Source organism: Burkholderiaceae bacterium DAT-1 (assembly GCA_019084025.1).
Taxonomy (GTDB): Bacteria; Pseudomonadota; Gammaproteobacteria; order Burkholderiales; family Chitinimonadaceae; genus DAT-1.
Genome location: JAHRBI010000001.1, coordinates 301,711 through 316,804, shown reverse-complemented (window position 1 = coordinate 316,804; position 15,094 = coordinate 301,711). Strand labels below are relative to the sequence as shown.

Genomic DNA, 15,094 nt, shown 5'->3' with positions numbered 1-15,094 from the left:
ATCACAGCCAGCTCTCGCCCTCGATATCGTCGAGGAATTGCTTGAAGGCCAGCCGCGCAGATTCGACCTCGGTCTCATTTTGCGCCTCGATGGCAGCAATGAATCGAGCCGATTCATGAGAAATCCACTGGCGCTGCTCGCCCAGCGTCTGCTGGAACATGCGGTCGGCACGATTCAGCAGGGCGGCGTTAGGCAAATGCTCGCGCGGATGGATTTTGAGGCGTTCCAGCGCCTTCAGGCGAGTGTCGATTTCGGCCTGGGTCAGGACGCCCGGATTGTCTTCAATCACCAGTCGATGCTTGGCGCCAGTATCTTCCACCGTCATTTCGGCTTCCAGCAATCCGCTCACATCATAGGTAAAACGCACTGCCACGCTCACTTCGGTAGCTGGACGTGGCGGCACCGGAATGATCAGTTCGCCGAGGAAGACATTATCCTTCACCAGACGGCTTTCGCCCTGAAAGATACGGATGTTGAGCGCACGTTGCTGATCGTGGATGGTATTGACCACCTGCTCACGGGAAATGGGCACGACCGAGTTGCGTTCGATAATCGGCAGGAAATAGCCCGGTTCGAATCGTTCCGGTGCAAGTTGCTCTGATACTTCGATCCCGAGGGTATAGGGGCAGACGTCGGTCATGACGATTTCGTCGAGCGACTCGTCACGCGCCTTCATGCCTGCCATGACGGCGGCGCCCTTGGCAACGACTTCGTCCGGATTGATATTCATGGCGGGCATGCGACCGAACATCTTGGCCACCAGCTTGCGCACGATCGGCATGCGGGTTGCGCCGCCTGCGAGCACAACTTCATCGAGGTCGATGGCTTTCAGGCGGGCGTCACGCAGCGCGCGTTCGATGGGTTCGCGCAGGCGCTTGAGCAAGGGCTCCGCCTTACGCTGCCATTCGAAATCGGAAATATCCTGCGTCAGGATCGCATCGCCACGGCGCACGCTCATGGTGACCGTATCGTTACTGGTCAGGGTACGCTTGGCCTGTTCGGCCGCCTTACGCAGAGATTGGTAGAGCTCGGGCGTTTCGGCTTTGTCGTGCAGGCCGACTTTGGCGCCAGCATGATCGATGAAATGGTCGATCAGCAGTTCACTGAAATCTTCGCCGCCCAGAAAATTGTCACCTGCACTGGCACGGACTTCCATCACGCCATCGAAGAGTTCGAGGATGGAGATATCGAACGTACCGCCACCGAGATCGAATACCAGAAAACGGCTTTCCGGCTGCTTCTGGTGTAGCCCGTAGGCCAGCGCCGCAGCGGTGGGTTCATTCACCAGTCGTTCGACCTTGAGCCCTGCCAGTTGTCCGGCAATCTTGGTGGCTTTGCGCTGCGCATCGGAGAAATAGGCCGGAACCGTAATCACGGCCTCGGTCACGGTCTCGCCGAGAAAACGTTCGGCATCTTCCTTGATCGATTTCAGCACCAGTGCAGACAGTTCTTCGGGACGGAAATGCTGGGTGCCCAGTTGCGTCACCCGATCCGAGCCCATATAGCGCTTGAATACTGCGGTCGTGAGATGCGGGTGGGTGATCAGGCGTTCGCGTGCGGCAAGTCCGACCAGCACATTGCCTTGATCGTCCAGTCCAACAACGGACGGCGTGAGGTGATGTCCCAGTGCATTGGGAATCATCACGGCCTGAGCGTCTTTCCAGACTGCTGCTAGGCTATTGGTAGTGCCAAGATCGATGCCGATGATCATCTACAAAAACCGAATGAATTATTTTGGGGCGAAACACCGTATTTTACGTGAGTCTGGCCGCTTATTGGGGATCTGCTGATACTTGGCATATCGAAGTCGATTTGAGTGGGCGCTGAAGCATCTGTCAAAAAAACTGAACAAGCTGATGAAAAAGCTCCGCTATCAAGTAGATGGCGGATGAATGAATAATTCGCGTCAACTTGATTCGTATGCGGCGGCTAACCTTGGCTGCCCGCATCTACACAGGATGAATGGCGATGAACGCACCTGTACAACGATATACGCTGCCTGCCCGTGCACTGCATGGTCTGACAGTCATGGCAATGCTGACCGTATTCGCGCTGGCATTAGGTATGGATGGCATGCCGCTCAGTCCACGCAAGCTGCACCTGATCAATTATCACAAATGGGCAGGTGTCACCGTGCTGGCGCTGGCCATACTGCGGGTGGTGTGGCGTATCTATCGTCGTCCGCCGCCGCTGCCTGCCGAGACGCCGCGTCATGAAGTCGGGATTGCCCATGCGACCCATGCACTCCTATATCTGCTGATGTTTTCGGTGCCGTTGCTGGGCTGGGCTTACTCAAGTGCCAAGGGATTTCCGGTGGTGTGGTTTGGTGTACTGCCGCTGCCTGCCTTGCTGGCGCCCAACCCCGAGCTTGCCGAGACATTGAAATGGATTCATGAACGAATGGCGTGGGGCTTGGGCGGACTCATTGTCCTGCATGTCGCAGCCGCGCTGAAACATCGCTTCATTGATCGTGACACCATCATGCAAAGGATGATCTGACATGTTTGCAACCCGTACGATTTTTACCCGCAGCGCAATGGCTGCGGTGATTGCAGCAAGCACCCTGACGGTAGGATACGCCCGTCCCGTAGATGCAAAGAAGTCCGAAGTTGCCTTTGTATTTACGCAGATGAACGTGCCGGTAACCGGTCGCTTTAAAGCATTTGTAGCCGATGCGGAGTTTGCGCCGGCTCACCCGGAACAGGGCAAAGTGAGCGTCAGTATTGATTTGCTGGGCACCGATGCGGGCAGTCCGGATGCCAATGAGTCCTTGAAAACCGATGCATGGTTCGCCAGCAAGCGTTTCCCCAGGGCGACGTTTACGGCCAGCGGATTCAAGGCGATTGCGGGTGGCAAATTCGAAGCTACTGGCACGCTGTCCCTGAAAGGCCGTACCGCACAGGTGACTATTCCATTTTCGTCCCGAACCGATGCTGCCGGACAGTGGCTCGAAGGCGCCTTTCCCTTGCAGCGTCTGAGCTGGAAGATTGGCGAAGGTGAATGGGCCGATGTTGGCACTGTCGCCGATGCCGTGCAGGTGAAGTTCCGCCTGCTGGTGCCGGGCGTAAAGTAAGTCCCACGCAATAGACCAGATGTAAAACAAGGCCTGCGATAAGCACGCAGGTATTCCCGTTATTTAGATGTGTGTCCTTAAACTGGAGAGACCGTACATGAAAGCCCGTAGCCTGATTGCAGCCCTGATCACTGGTGCATCCCTTGCCGCGTTTGCCGCACCGGAAAAATTTGAATTCGACGCAACGCACACCTATCCGCATTTCGAGATCAACCATCTGGGTTTCTCGGTGATGCGTGGTATGTTTACCGATACCACCGGTACCCTGACGCTGGACCGTGCCGCCAAGACCGGTCAGGTGGAAGCCACCATCTCCACCAAGTCCATCAACACCGGCATGGACAAGCGAGATGAGCATCTGCGCAGCAAGGATTTCTTCAATGTCGAACAATTTCCGACCATGACCTTCAAGTCGGAAAAGTTTGCATTCAAGAAAGGTGAGCCAGTTGCTGCAGAAGGTACCCTGACCCTGCTGGGCGAGACCAAGCCGGTCAAGCTGATGATCAAGCCGTCCAAGTGTGCTGTGCGCATGGTTGATCAGAAGTTCGTGTGTGGTGCCGATGTCAGCACCACCATCAAGCGCAGCGACTGGGGTCTGAAGGCTTATGTGCCGTACGTCGGCGACGATGTGAAGATCAGCATCGAAGTCGAAGCCGTAAAACTGTAAATCTGATTCTGGCTTCGGCCACTTCGGATCAAGCGCGCACAAACGCCGGCATATCGCCGGCGTTTGTGTTTGCCATGATTGGGTCAAATCAGGTGTGGAGTGGCGTGTGCATCGCAGCTTCCCGTTCCGCCGCCATCGAGGCATCACGCCCGATGCGTTTGGCCTGGTTCAACGTATCATCGAGTCGTTTGAGTAAGGGACTGGACATCTCATTGTTGCCAAGTTGTGCGTAGCTGGCGCAGAAATGCACCTCGATCTTGAGCTGCTGCACGATGAAGGGCGTCTTCAGCATAATCATGCGCAGGCGTTCCAGCAGATATTTGGCACCATTCAAATCGGTTTCCGGTAGCACCAGCAGGAACTCGTCATTTCCATAACGCACGAAGCTGTCGCATTCGCGCAGGGCTGAACGCGCAAGCGCCACAAAATGCATCAGGTATTTATCACCCGTTACCTGACCGTACTGGCTATTGAGTGCCATGAAGTCGTCCAGATCTGTCAGGATGACGCTGAGCGGACTTTCATAGCGGTGCGACCGCTTTACCTCGCGCACCAGAATGTGTTCCAGCCCCTGCCTGTTGGTGACACCGGTGAGCGGGTCACTTTCCATATGCTTGCGATTCTGTGCCAGATCGTGACGAATATGTTCCATCGCCGATTTGAGTTCATTGAGTTCCCTTTGCGAGGCGAGTACCGTCTCGCTCATCATCGTGGTGGAGTTCACGATGGACTGCATCAACTCGCTCAGGCTGTCCTTGCGCTGTGTTTCACCCAAGGCATCCAGCGATTGATGCAGGCGAACGCCGCCGCGTTCCAGCCCTTCCAGCAGGCTGTCTGTTGTATCGGACACATCATCCAGCAAAGCCGAGACGCGGAACAACACCTGATACGCACTCTGCAATTCTGCTTCGCTGCGATCATTCGGTGTCTTCAGGATGGCAATGGCGTTGTAGAATCGCGCATAATTTTCCGGCGTAGGGGGCAGGCCCAGTTCGCCCAGGCGTCGCAATGCGATGCGGGCGATATCCGCCGGAACCATCGACGAGGTGCGTGACATACTCATGTCGATCTCCTGCAAGCTAAGACCCGTGCGGGTTTTCTCCATATTGTCAGTTCGATCACTGGATCGGCGGAGCGTTGAGTCACATGCATATCCATATTCTCGGCATTTGCGGCACCTTCATGGGCGGGATTGCCCAGCTGGCGCGTGCTGCAGGTCACACAGTCACCGGATGTGATGCCGGTGTCTATCCACCCATGAGTACCCAGCTGGAAGCTGCGGGGATTCATCTCATTGAAGGCTATGACGCCTCTCAGCTCAAGCTGGGTGCGGATTTATATGTAGTCGGAAATGTGGTCACACGCGGCAACCCGCTGATGGAAGGCATTCTCAATGCGGGTTTACCCTACATCTCTGGCCCGCAATGGCTGGCCGAACACATTCTGCGCGGTGGCAACTCACCCCGATGGACGCTGGCCGTGGCTGGCACGCATGGTAAAACCACAACGAGTTCCATGCTGGCGTGGATCCTGGAGTTTGCCGGATTGGCGCCGGGCTTTCTGATTGGCGGCGTGCCGCAAAACTTTGGCGTATCAGCCCGACTGCCGGGCGAGCCTGTAGCAGAGCCCGGGGGGCAGTCGCCGTTTTTCGTGATCGAGGCCGATGAATACGACACAGCATTTTTCGACAAGCGTTCGAAATTTGTTCACTACCGGCCACGCACGGCGGTCCTGAACAATCTGGAATTCGATCACGCCGACATCTTTGCTGATCTGGCGGCCATCGAAACCCAGTTCCACCATCTGGTTCGGACGGTGCCCTCTACCGGGCTGATCGTCGTCAATGGCCGTGAGGCCAGCCTTGATCGCGTGCTGACACGCGGCTGCTGGACGCCTGTCGAACGCTTTGGCAGCGATGCCGGATGGCAAGCGGGCACTGCGGATGCGGCAGGCCACTTCGAGGTAATACTGGATGGCAAAGTACAGGGGACGGTACGCTGGGACATTCTCGGAGAGCATAATCGGCACAATGCGCTGGCTGCACTGGCGGCTGCGCGCCACGTGGGCGTCACGCCAGAGGTAGGGATTGCGGCCCTGGCCGAATTCCAGAGTGTGAAGCGTCGCATGGAAGTACGCGGCGTGGTGAACGGTATCACTGTTTACGATGATTTTGCACACCATCCCACCGCCATTGATACCACTGTAGCGGGTCTGCGCGCCCGTGTAGGATCTGCGCGCATTCTGGCAGTGCTGGAGCCGCGCTCTAACACCATGAAGCTCGGTACGATGAAATCCCAGTTGCCCGATGCGCTGCGTGAAGCCAATCATGCCTATTGCTATGCAGCCAAATTGGGATGGGATGCGGCTGAAGCATTGGCGCCGATGGGCGAGCGCGCCAGCTGTTACGATGATCTCGACACCATGGTGGCACGCATCGTCGCAGATGCACGGCCGGGCGACCAGATTCTGGTGATGAGCAATGGCGGCTTTGGCGGCGTACATGAAAAGCTGCTGAGCGCCTTGAGATCCAGTTCAGTATAAGTTGATCTATCCATTTGATTTTATGAGTTAGATCTCCGTTTTTGCAGGTGCTGTCATCAGGTTTTCATGTAAGCGCAGGACAATGTCAGTAATTCAGTACTTGGTGAAATACCGACATGCGCGCACTTCTGATTACTATGCTCAGCCTGATGGCATCTGCACCTGTGGTGGCCAAAGAGATCGTTCTTGGCCAGATCGTCAATTTGCGAGGCGATGTGGCGGACAGCTGCCGTGACTTCAATGCCGGTGCACAAACCTACTTGGACATGATCAATGCCAAGGGTGGGATTGCAGGTGATCGAGTCGTGCTGCGCTCGCGCCAGGAATCAGCCGATGGCTCCGATGCACTGAGTCTGAGCCGCGAACTTGTCGAGCGTGAAGGCGCAGTGGCGCTGTTTGGTTTCTGCGGCGGTTCTGCTGCCAAGCGCGTTGTATCCAGTGCCTGGTTTTCCTCCGCCGATGTCCCCATGCTTGCGCCCTTTTCCGGTTCGGATGCTTTACGTGGCAGCAAAGTGGGGCCGGTATTTCATGTGCGAGCCGGTAATAGCGAAGAAGCTGTCAAACTGGTCAAGACGCTCAAGGGATTTGGACTGAGTCGCGTAGCGCTGGTGGCGAGCCGCGATGAAGAAGGGCGCGATGGCGGGGCTGCTTACATCAATGCGCTCTCGCAATTCGGGGTCAAGCCTGCTGTGCAGCTAAACCTTCAGCCAAATGGTGACAACGTGGCCAGTATTGTCAAACAGATTGAAGCCAGCGGCACGCAGGCCGTGCTGGTGGCGGCTTCTACAGTGGCCACGGCGTCACTGGTGGGGGAGTTGAAGGTGAAACGACCCGGCACAATGATCTTCGCCTTTTCCGAAGTTAACCACATCACACTGGGCGATTATCTCGGCAGTAGTGCTGCCGCGCAGGGCGTGATGATTGCCACGCTCATGCCCTCGCCCTATTTTGCCGTGACGCCCATTGCCCGGGAACACATCAAGGCCATGCGCCAGTTCCGCGATGAACCGCCGTCACAGGCGACGCTTGAAGGCTATGTCGCAGCCCGAGTCGCCGTGGAAGCGATTCGCCGTGCGCCGCGTAAAAATGCGGCCAGCGATGTTCTGCAGGCGCTCAGTCATCTTGGCACATTGGATTTGGGTGGGTACAAGCTCAATGTGAGTCGCGGACAGTCCGGCTCCAACTTTGTCGATGTGGCTGTCGTGGCAAATAATGGCAAGTTGTTGAATTAACATTCGATATTGGATGATTGAGCGGCCCTGGCGGGCCGCTTTTTTTTGGCGACAGGCTGGATGGCGGTTCCAATTTTGTACAAAAGCATGAACAATATCGCCCCTTCGCATGGGCTATGCTGTAGTCAGTGCCCATCCAATCGTCGACGAGACTGAATGTACATGGAAACCTCTTCCTTTATTTCCGCCGTGATCCTGCTGGTGCTAGTCACTGATCCAGTTGGTAACGTGCCCTTGTTTATCGGACTGTTGCGCCAGGTTGCACCGGAGCGCCGCCGTACCATCATTATTCGCGAAGTGCTGTTTGCGTTCCTGATCCTGCTGTTTTTCCTGTTCTTTGGTCAGCATATCCTGGATCTGATGCACCTCAGTGATACGTCGCTGGGGATTGCCGGTGGCGTGATCCTGTTTCTGATTGCGCTGAAAATGGTGTTTCCGCAGCCAGAAGGCATCTTTGGCGATCAGGTGAAGGGCGAACCCTTCCTTGTGCCGCTCGCCATTCCATTTATTGCAGGTCCGTCGGCCATTGCAACGGTACTGCTCTTGGTATCACGCGAGCCACACCGTATCTTCGAATGGATTGGCGCCTTGTCGATTGCTATGCTGGTCTCTGCAGTGGTACTCGGGTTTTCCGAACAAATTGCCAATTTCCTTGGCGAAAAGGTCACCATGGCCATCGAACGTCTCATGGGTTTGATCCTGACCGCGATATCCATTGAGATGCTGCTGGGCGGGATCGAGAAATTTGTGCATCACCTGCAGGCCCCCATTGGCGGCTGACCGGTATAATCGCGTTTTTGGCCGCAACGGAGGAGAACACCATGGATCAGAATGCAATGAAAAAGGCTGCGGCCGAAGCAGCAATTCAGTATGTGGAAGATAACAGCATCGTCGGTATCGGTACTGGCTCGACGGCCAACTACTTTATCGATGCGCTGGCTACCATCAAGGGTCGCATTGAAGGCGCCGTGGCGAGCTCCGAAGCCTCTGCTGCACGCCTGAAGTCGCATGGCATTCCGGTATTTGATCTGAACAGCATCGACAAAATGCCGATCTATGTGGATGGTGCAGATGAAATCAATGAATTCATGCACATGATCAAAGGCGGTGGCGGTGCACTGACCCGTGAAAAGATCGTGGCCGAAGTCGCAGACAAGTTTATCTGCATTGCCGACCATAGCAAGCTGGTCAAGATTCTTGGGGCGTTCCCGCTGCCAGTTGAGGTGATCCCGATGGCGCGCAGCCAGGTGGCGCGTGCGCTGGTGAAGCTGGGTGGTCAGCCGGTGTTGCGTGAAGGCTTCACAACTGACAACGGCAATATTATTCTCGATGTGCACGGTTTGCAGATTGCCGAGCCTGCCAAGCTGGAAGGTGAAATCAATCAAATCGTGGGTGTCGTGTGCAATGGGCTGTTTGCCCGTCGCCGTGCCGATGTGTTCCTGATGGGTACGCCGGACGGTGTCAAAACCCTGAAGTAATCAAACTGTTACATTTTTTTGTCATACGAGTGCGCTAGCATCTTGGCGTGGGCCGGTGCAAACTGGCAGAGTCGTGGTTGACGACAGGAGAACAGCAGGATGTCTGAACATATTTCCAAGCAGTTCGATGCCGATCTTGAATCGGCTCGCGCGCAAGTGATGGCCATGGGCGGATTGGTCGAAGAGCAATTCCGCGATGCAATCGGCACGATTGGTGCGGGTGATCCCCAAGTGATTGCCAAGGTGATCGAGACCGAAACGCAGGTCAATGCCATGCATATGGACATCGATAATGTCTGCGTACACATCATTGCCCGTCGTCAGCCTGCGGCCAGCGATCTGCGTATGGTGCTGACCGTGATCAAGGTGATCAATGATCTGGAGCGCATTGGCGACAAGGCCGTGAAAATTGTCCGCCGCGCCCGTCAGATCGCCGAAAACGGCCGTATCAGCGTGCCGCGTTTGTCGGATCTGACCTATCAGGCTGAATTGGCAACCAATATGCTGCATACTGCGCTGGATGGATTTGCCCGCATGGATTCCAGCGTAGCGGTGCAGGTTGCACGTGAAGACATGAAACTGGACGAAGAATTCAATGCGATTCAGCGTCAGCTGATCACCTTCATGATGGAAGATCCGCGTACGATTACGCTGGCGCTGGAAATCATCGACATTGCTAAAGCAATCGAGCGTGTGGGTGACCATGCCAAGAATATCGCCGAATATGTGGTGTATCTGGTCAAAGGGAAGGATGTCCGTCATTCTTCCGTGGAAATGCTCGAACGCGAGGTGCTGGGCTGATCTTGATCAGTTTGGTTGGCAAAATCAGGCCCCCGTCGTGTGCGGGGGCTTGTGTTTTCAGGTCAGGGTTCCGACAATGGCGTCTTGAGCGCCGCATATAATTTCATTATGACTGTTCACCAAACCATTGCCGCAGTAGATCTGGGTTCAAATAGTTTCCGCCTGCAAGTTGCACGCGTTGAAGACAACCAGATTTATCCGCTTGATTCGCTTAAGGATACCGTGCGGTTTGCGGCAGGCCTGAGCAAGGACAACCGGCTGGATGATGCCAGCCAGCAACGTGCGCTGGCGGCATTGTCCCGCTTTGGCGAGCGTCTGCGCGGCTTTCATGAGGATGCGGTGCGCGTTGTCGCCACCAATACGCTGCGTGTGGCCAAAAATGCGGGTGATTTCCTGCCGCGCGCTGAGGCTGCGCTAGGATTTCCGATTGAAGTGATCGCTGGGCGTGAAGAAGCCCGCCTCATCTACATAGGCGCAGCACACAGTCTCCCCATCAATGACGATCGCCGGCTGGTGGTGGACATCGGTGGCGGCTCCACTGAATTTATCATTGGTCAGGGCTACGACTCGCACAAAACCGAGAGCCTGCGCATGGGCTGCGTCAGCTGGAGCATGAAATTCTTTCCGGATGGCAAACTGACCAAGGAAGGTTTCCGTGATGCCGAACTGGCCGCGCGAGCCGAACTGCAGCGCATTGCCACGGAGTTTTCGCCCGAGCACTGGCAGGTTGCAATCGGAACCTCCGGTACGGCGCGTTCGCTGTCAGATATCTGTGAACAAAATGGTCTGAGCGCATCGGGCATCAGCCGGGAAGGGCTTGAGCGTTTACGCGCCATTCTGATCCGCACAGGACATCTGGATAAGGTGCAGCTGGATGGGTTGCGACCCGATCGCCGTCCGGTGCTGCCGGGTGGGTTTGCCATTATGGCCGCAGTGTTTGCCGAGCTAGGGGTCGACAATATGTCGATCACGCTGGGTGCGCTGCGTGATGGCGTACTGTATGACCTGATTGGTCGCCACCATCATCGCGATCTGCGTGATATTACCGTTGATCGCTTCACGCGTGTGTATGGTGTCGAGCAAGCGCAGCAAGCGCGCGTGACGCAGGCCTCACTGGCCTACTGGCAGCAACTGGCGGTGAATATGGGCATCGACCCCATGCCGCGCATGCAAATGCTGGAATGGGCGGCACGTCTGCACGAAATTGGCCTGTCGGTGGCGCATACTGCCTACCATAAGCACTCGGCCTATATTTTGCAAAATGCCGATATGCCGGGCTTCTCCAATCGCGAACAGCAACAACTGGCACAACTGGTGCTCGCGCATCGTGGCGGTATCCGTAAACTCGGTGCGCATGTGCCGATGGAAGCGATGGCACAGATCCTGGCACTCCGTCTGGCGGCTATTCTCAACCGCAGCCGAATGGATCGTCCCTTGCCCCCTCTGGTGCTCACCGGTGTCAAAAATGGCTTCCGTATCGAAGCCTCTGATTCCTGGATTGATGACAACCCGCTCAGTCACATGGCGCTGATTCAGGAAGCCGAAGCCTGGCGTGATGCGGGCTGGCGACTCGATCTATCCGATAGTTTTTCCCGCTGGGAGTAAGCATGTCTCTGCGCAAATGGCTGCCCCTTTTCCTGGCGGCGTTCGCGCTGCCTGTTTTTGCTTCCGGATCGCATGAAACGGCCAGCCAGTTCCTCTGGCTGACCATGCTTTTGCTGTTCGCTCGTCTGTCTGGCCTCGTGGAGCGTTTAGGTTTACCCGCTGTACTGGGTGAGCTTGCTGCAGGCATGCTGCTTGGCAACGTGGTACTGGTCGGGCTGCCCTCGCTGAGCTTTATCGCAGGTGATCGCGTGTTGCAGTTTCTCGGTGAGCTGGGTCTTGTGATCCTGCTGTTTCAGGTGGGGCTGGAATCTGATCTCAAAGCGATGCGCGCCGTAGGTTTACGAGCGTTTTCCGTTGCCAGTGTGGGCGTGGTTCTGCCTTTTCTGATCGGTGCCGCGCTGGTAGGGCCATGGCTGTTACCAGGGGCCTCCACGATTTCCTATTTGTTTCTTGGTGCGGCACTGACCGCGACCTCGGTTGGTATCACCGGACGGGTTTTCAAGGATGCGGGGATGCTGAGTAGCCAGGAGGCTCGCATCGTTCTGGGTTCTGCGGTCATCGACGATATTCTCGGCTTGATCATTCTGGCGGTGGTATCGGCGCTGGCCATCAAGGGATCGGTGGATATCGCCCAGATCGGCCTGCTCTCTGCCAAGGCGTTCGCCATTCTGGCGGTGTTTTTCATGATCGGGCAGTGGTTTGCACCGCGTGTCTCTGCGCTGATGGCGCGGGTGCATGGTGGCGCATCCATGCAATTCACCGTGATCATGGCGTTCTGCCTAGGGTTTTCCTGGCTGGCTGATCTGGCCGGTCTCGCCGCCATTGTCGGTGCGTTTGCTGCGGGATTGGTGCTGGATGCCGCTGTAGTGAAGCCCTTTGAAGCAGCAGAATCGAATGAAGCGGCCAAGCATCGCATGATGCACATGGTCGAGCCGCTCGGCTTTCTGCTTGGACCACTCTTCTTTGTGCTGACCGGCATGCAGGTTGATCTGCATGTATTTGCCGATGTACAAACCTTGCTGGTGACCTTGGGCCTGACGCTTGCCGCATTACTGGGCAAGGTGGCTGCCGGCGCGGTAGCAGGATCGGGTGTGAATCGCTGGTTGATTGGCTGGGGGATGGCACCACGCGGCGAAGTGGGGCTGATTTTCGCCAGCATTGGCTTGTCACTCGGTGTGCTGACACCCGCGATTTATAGTGTGGTGGTCGGTGTCATGGTGCTGACGACGCTGGTCACCCCACCCGTATTGAGTGTGTTGATCCGCCGAATGCAGCGCGTGTAGCTTACCGGGACGTTTGCCAGCTGCGAAGCTGGGCTGCAATGTCCCGATCCAGTGTATCGCGCAGCGTCATACGGCGTCGATATTCAGCACGATGCTTGCTGGGGACGTGGCTGATATCGTGAATCAAGTTTGCAGGTAAGCGGAACATGCCATCCTGTTGCAGAACGCCACCCGCCTCTGTCCATACCGCATCGTAATCTGCATGGACTGACTCTCCCTGAAAGACCCGGGCAGCCGTGGAGACACACTGAATCTCCTGAATCCCGCATGCACGCTTGATGCTGTAGAGCGCATCTACCAGCAGGTTGCGTGGGCGAATGCCATGCAAGGCTTTGGTCGCATGCTTGACCGTGTCGCGAGCGCCTTCGTGCTTGGGTCCTTGTAAGCAGCCAACTACCAGCGCTTGCTTACCCGCTGCACTTGTTCCCAGACTAAATACCAGACGATAGACAATGAGGTGTGTGTCTGCCGTACGCAGTGTGAGCACCAACTCTCCCTCACGATCGAACATATCGGTTCGGGTGAGCACGAGTTCAAATGCAGCATCCGCTGTCTTACCCTGAATCTTGGCCAGTTGAAGGGTTTCACCCACGAGCATCTGTACAACAAAGCGGGGCGAAATCAGCCGGATGGCCATCTGATAGTGGCTGCGAATGGTATGCGCACGCAGATGGAACGTGTTTTGCCGATTTATGTAGGGGCGATACGGCTTGAGCAGCAGGCGTGGATGCAAATGCACCAAATCGCCCATACCGGACTGGTATAAATCGGTTAACCAGCGGACCGACGCTCTGGGACGGCATATGCATTTGCTGAGGAATCGCGCTGTACGGCTGTATTTCCGCTTCGTATCAATAGATGCAACTGCCCTGACTGCCCGTCCCAGCGCTTGCAGAGGGGAAATGGTGGCCACGCGGTGAGGCTGGCAAATCTGGTGCGATAGCGTGTCGACATCGATCGGCGACAGGCATGCAAGGGTGAGGTCTGACATCGTACGTAGCGGCAGCTCAGTAAGCTGTTTGAGTAGTTATAACGAATTTGTGTGACAAAATGTTACCAGATAAACATTTGATGTGTCAGATGTTTTTATGTATGTAACATTTTGCATGTTGGATACATATGTACAGCATCGAGCCCGTTGAGTCAGGCGTACAGGCTGATGAGGTCGGGGAGTGCGCATTCAAAAGCGCGGAGCGTCGCGCTATCTAGCCGGGTTTCAAGCCCTGCGCTCAGATCAAACAGCGTGCGTAGTGCACCACGGCGAAAGGCATCGCCGCGTGTACCGTTTGTCCGATGGTAGAGTTCGTCCGCGCAGGCAAGAATCAGGGCACCCGGATGAGGCGCGTCGTGAGTGAGGCGAGGGGGTGATTTCCCATTTGCCCAGACGTGATGATCGCGAATGATCGTGGCGGGGTCGCTGCATTCGCCATTCAAGGCAAGTAAGGCTTGTGCAGCGTGCGCCGCATGCATCGGTGCAAATTGCTGGTGATCGTCGGGAAGACTGGTGGCTGGTGTACCGGAGGTAGCCAGCAAACCGGTATCGTGCCACCAGCCGGCAAGTATCAGTGATTGCGAGGAAATGTGAGCTGGATGGTGACGCTGAATGTGTAGCGCAGCATCTGCAATGAACGCACTTCTGCCTATCCATGCCCCCCCGAAGCGGGTTTCCAGCCAGCCATTTAGCATGTGCCCCATCGACAACGCATGCGCAAATGCTGCCTCGGGCAAGTCGGGGGGCGCAGGCGGGTCATCCTCCAGTAGTCCGTGCAGCAGGAGCAACAGCGTGCGTGCATGATCATCTGCACGTGCCTGAGTATCTGCGCTGGCCATTTTCAGCGCCAGATCATGCAGCCTGGGATTCGGTTCAGGCACCTCATCTTGCCCACTCAGGGTTGGAAAGATATCGGCTAGTCTGCGAATCTCTTCCAGACTTTGCAGAATGGCCTCGGCTATGACCGCGCTGCAGATCAATTCCTTGGAGCGAATCCGCTGCAAGGTATTTTCAAGTGTATGAACAAAGTGCTCGTACGGGTGAGCGCGGCAGAAACCAAAGTCGCCCTTGATCGTGTGAATCCGGCGGAAAGCACTGGCCACGCTATCAGCCGCCAGCGGTGACTGCACAAGCGCATGCAAATCATTCGCGAGCCCGGCAAGGTGCTCGTCAAATTCGTCCAGAACGTCCTGGATCAGTGATTGGTCAAGCTCGATTGCTTGCATCTTGTCCGCCCGCATCCCGACGAATGGTCGGCCAGGATTTTCCGACGCCTTGTTTAGCTTAGCTCCATTTACGGTGGGCAGCTAACAGCTAACTGACGAAAGCGGATAACGCGGGCAGTCGGTCAGACTCGCAACTGAGATGTGCCCCTGTTCCGAAGACGTCGCTTGAATATGATGGGGATCTATATATCTAGAAG

14 protein-coding genes are annotated in these 15,094 nt (G+C 56.1%); 10 read left to right on the top strand and 4 right to left on the bottom strand.

Features of this window, described 5'->3' with window-relative positions; all coding sequences use genetic code 11:
* Nucleotide 1 precedes the first annotated feature (1 nt).
* Nucleotides 2-1,711 carry a molecular chaperone HscC gene (locus KSF73_01470; protein ID MBV1774376.1) on the bottom strand — a complete coding sequence of 570 codons (1,710 nt, stop codon included), beginning with the start codon at nucleotides 1,709-1,711 and terminating at the stop codon, nucleotides 2-4.
* 251 nt (nucleotides 1,712-1,962) lie between these two features.
* Here KSF73_01470 and KSF73_01465 point away from each other — a divergent pair, with 251 nt between their 5' ends.
* From KSF73_01465 to KSF73_01455, 3 genes are all read left to right on the top strand, one after another.
* Nucleotides 1,963-2,499: a cytochrome b gene (locus KSF73_01465; GenBank protein ID MBV1774375.1), complete on the top strand. Its 537-nt coding sequence runs from the start codon at nucleotides 1,963-1,965 to the stop codon at nucleotides 2,497-2,499.
* A gap of 1 nt (nucleotide 2,500) precedes the next feature.
* Nucleotides 2,501-3,073, top strand: a complete 573-nt coding sequence (locus KSF73_01460) for a YceI family protein (protein MBV1774374.1) — start codon at nucleotides 2,501-2,503, stop codon at nucleotides 3,071-3,073.
* A gap of 97 nt (nucleotides 3,074-3,170) precedes the next feature.
* Entirely contained in the window at nucleotides 3,171-3,740 is a 570-nt protein-coding gene (locus KSF73_01455) for a YceI family protein (protein ID MBV1774373.1), read from the top strand.
* Nucleotides 3,741-3,828: 88 nt separating this feature from the next.
* Here KSF73_01455 and KSF73_01450 read toward each other — a convergent pair whose 3' ends face one another.
* Nucleotides 3,829-4,803, bottom strand: a complete 975-nt coding sequence (locus KSF73_01450; protein ID MBV1774372.1) for a GGDEF domain-containing protein — start codon at nucleotides 4,801-4,803, stop codon at nucleotides 3,829-3,831.
* Nucleotides 4,804-4,886: 83 nt separating this feature from the next.
* On the opposite strand from KSF73_01450, the gene mpl reads away from it, so the two are divergent.
* From mpl to KSF73_01415, 7 genes are all read left to right on the top strand, one after another.
* Entirely contained in the window at nucleotides 4,887-6,281 is a 1,395-nt protein-coding gene (gene mpl, locus KSF73_01445; GenBank protein MBV1774371.1) for a UDP-N-acetylmuramate:L-alanyl-gamma-D-glutamyl-meso-diaminopimelate ligase, read from the top strand.
* 116 nt (nucleotides 6,282-6,397) lie between these two features.
* Entirely contained in the window at nucleotides 6,398-7,513 is a 1,116-nt protein-coding gene (locus KSF73_01440; protein ID MBV1774370.1) for an ABC transporter substrate-binding protein, read from the top strand.
* A gap of 162 nt (nucleotides 7,514-7,675) precedes the next feature.
* Nucleotides 7,676-8,293, top strand: a complete 618-nt coding sequence (locus tag KSF73_01435) for an NAAT family transporter (GenBank protein ID MBV1774369.1) — start codon at nucleotides 7,676-7,678, stop codon at nucleotides 8,291-8,293.
* 41 nt (nucleotides 8,294-8,334) lie between these two features.
* Nucleotides 8,335-8,991 carry a ribose-5-phosphate isomerase RpiA gene (gene rpiA, locus KSF73_01430; protein MBV1774368.1) on the top strand — a complete coding sequence of 219 codons (657 nt, stop codon included), beginning with the start codon at nucleotides 8,335-8,337 and terminating at the stop codon, nucleotides 8,989-8,991.
* 99 nt (nucleotides 8,992-9,090) lie between these two features.
* Nucleotides 9,091-9,792 (top strand): phosphate signaling complex protein PhoU, encoded by a 702-nt coding sequence (gene phoU / locus KSF73_01425; protein MBV1774367.1) that lies wholly within the window; start codon nucleotides 9,091-9,093, stop codon nucleotides 9,790-9,792.
* Between the two features lie 108 nt (nucleotides 9,793-9,900).
* Nucleotides 9,901-11,397, top strand: a complete 1,497-nt coding sequence (gene ppx, locus KSF73_01420) for an exopolyphosphatase (GenBank protein MBV1774366.1) — start codon at nucleotides 9,901-9,903, stop codon at nucleotides 11,395-11,397.
* Between the two features lie 2 nt (nucleotides 11,398-11,399).
* Nucleotides 11,400-12,680 carry a cation:proton antiporter gene (locus KSF73_01415; GenBank protein ID MBV1774365.1) on the top strand — a complete coding sequence of 427 codons (1,281 nt, stop codon included), beginning with the start codon at nucleotides 11,400-11,402 and terminating at the stop codon, nucleotides 12,678-12,680.
* A 1-nt stretch (nucleotide 12,681) separates the two neighbouring features.
* Here the strand turns inward: KSF73_01415 and KSF73_01410 are convergent, their stop codons facing one another.
* On the bottom strand, nucleotides 12,682-13,671 hold the full coding sequence (locus KSF73_01410) for a VirK/YbjX family protein (GenBank protein ID MBV1774364.1): 990 nt from the start codon (nucleotides 13,669-13,671) through the stop codon (nucleotides 12,682-12,684).
* 152 nt (nucleotides 13,672-13,823) lie between these two features.
* Nucleotides 13,824-14,897: an Hpt domain-containing protein gene (locus KSF73_01405; GenBank protein MBV1774363.1), complete on the bottom strand. Its 1,074-nt coding sequence runs from the start codon at nucleotides 14,895-14,897 to the stop codon at nucleotides 13,824-13,826.
* Nucleotides 14,898-15,094 lie beyond the last annotated feature (197 nt).

What these genes read in the sequence shown, in the direction of transcription:
- KSF73_01470 (MBV1774376.1), bottom strand. Translation starts at nt 1,711, where the DNA reads ATGATCATCGGCATCGATCTTGGCACTACCAATAGCCTAGCAGCAGTC.
- KSF73_01465 (MBV1774375.1), top strand. Translation starts at nt 1,963, where the DNA reads ATGGCGATGAACGCACCTGTACAACGATATACGCTGCCTGCCCGTGCA.
- KSF73_01460 (MBV1774374.1), top strand. Translation starts at nt 2,501, where the DNA reads ATGTTTGCAACCCGTACGATTTTTACCCGCAGCGCAATGGCTGCGGTG.
- KSF73_01455 (MBV1774373.1), top strand. Translation starts at nt 3,171, where the DNA reads ATGAAAGCCCGTAGCCTGATTGCAGCCCTGATCACTGGTGCATCCCTT.
- KSF73_01450 (MBV1774372.1), bottom strand. Translation starts at nt 4,803, where the DNA reads ATGAGTATGTCACGCACCTCGTCGATGGTTCCGGCGGATATCGCCCGC.
- mpl (MBV1774371.1), top strand. Translation starts at nt 4,887, where the DNA reads ATGCATATCCATATTCTCGGCATTTGCGGCACCTTCATGGGCGGGATT.
- KSF73_01440 (MBV1774370.1), top strand. Translation starts at nt 6,398, where the DNA reads ATGCGCGCACTTCTGATTACTATGCTCAGCCTGATGGCATCTGCACCT.
- KSF73_01435 (MBV1774369.1), top strand. Translation starts at nt 7,676, where the DNA reads ATGGAAACCTCTTCCTTTATTTCCGCCGTGATCCTGCTGGTGCTAGTC.
- rpiA (MBV1774368.1), top strand. Translation starts at nt 8,335, where the DNA reads ATGGATCAGAATGCAATGAAAAAGGCTGCGGCCGAAGCAGCAATTCAG.
- phoU (MBV1774367.1), top strand. Translation starts at nt 9,091, where the DNA reads ATGTCTGAACATATTTCCAAGCAGTTCGATGCCGATCTTGAATCGGCT.
- ppx (MBV1774366.1), top strand. Translation starts at nt 9,901, where the DNA reads ATGACTGTTCACCAAACCATTGCCGCAGTAGATCTGGGTTCAAATAGT.
- KSF73_01415 (MBV1774365.1), top strand. Translation starts at nt 11,400, where the DNA reads ATGTCTCTGCGCAAATGGCTGCCCCTTTTCCTGGCGGCGTTCGCGCTG.
- KSF73_01410 (MBV1774364.1), bottom strand. Translation starts at nt 13,671, where the DNA reads ATGTCAGACCTCACCCTTGCATGCCTGTCGCCGATCGATGTCGACACG.
- KSF73_01405 (MBV1774363.1), bottom strand. Translation starts at nt 14,897, where the DNA reads ATGCAAGCAATCGAGCTTGACCAATCACTGATCCAGGACGTTCTGGAC.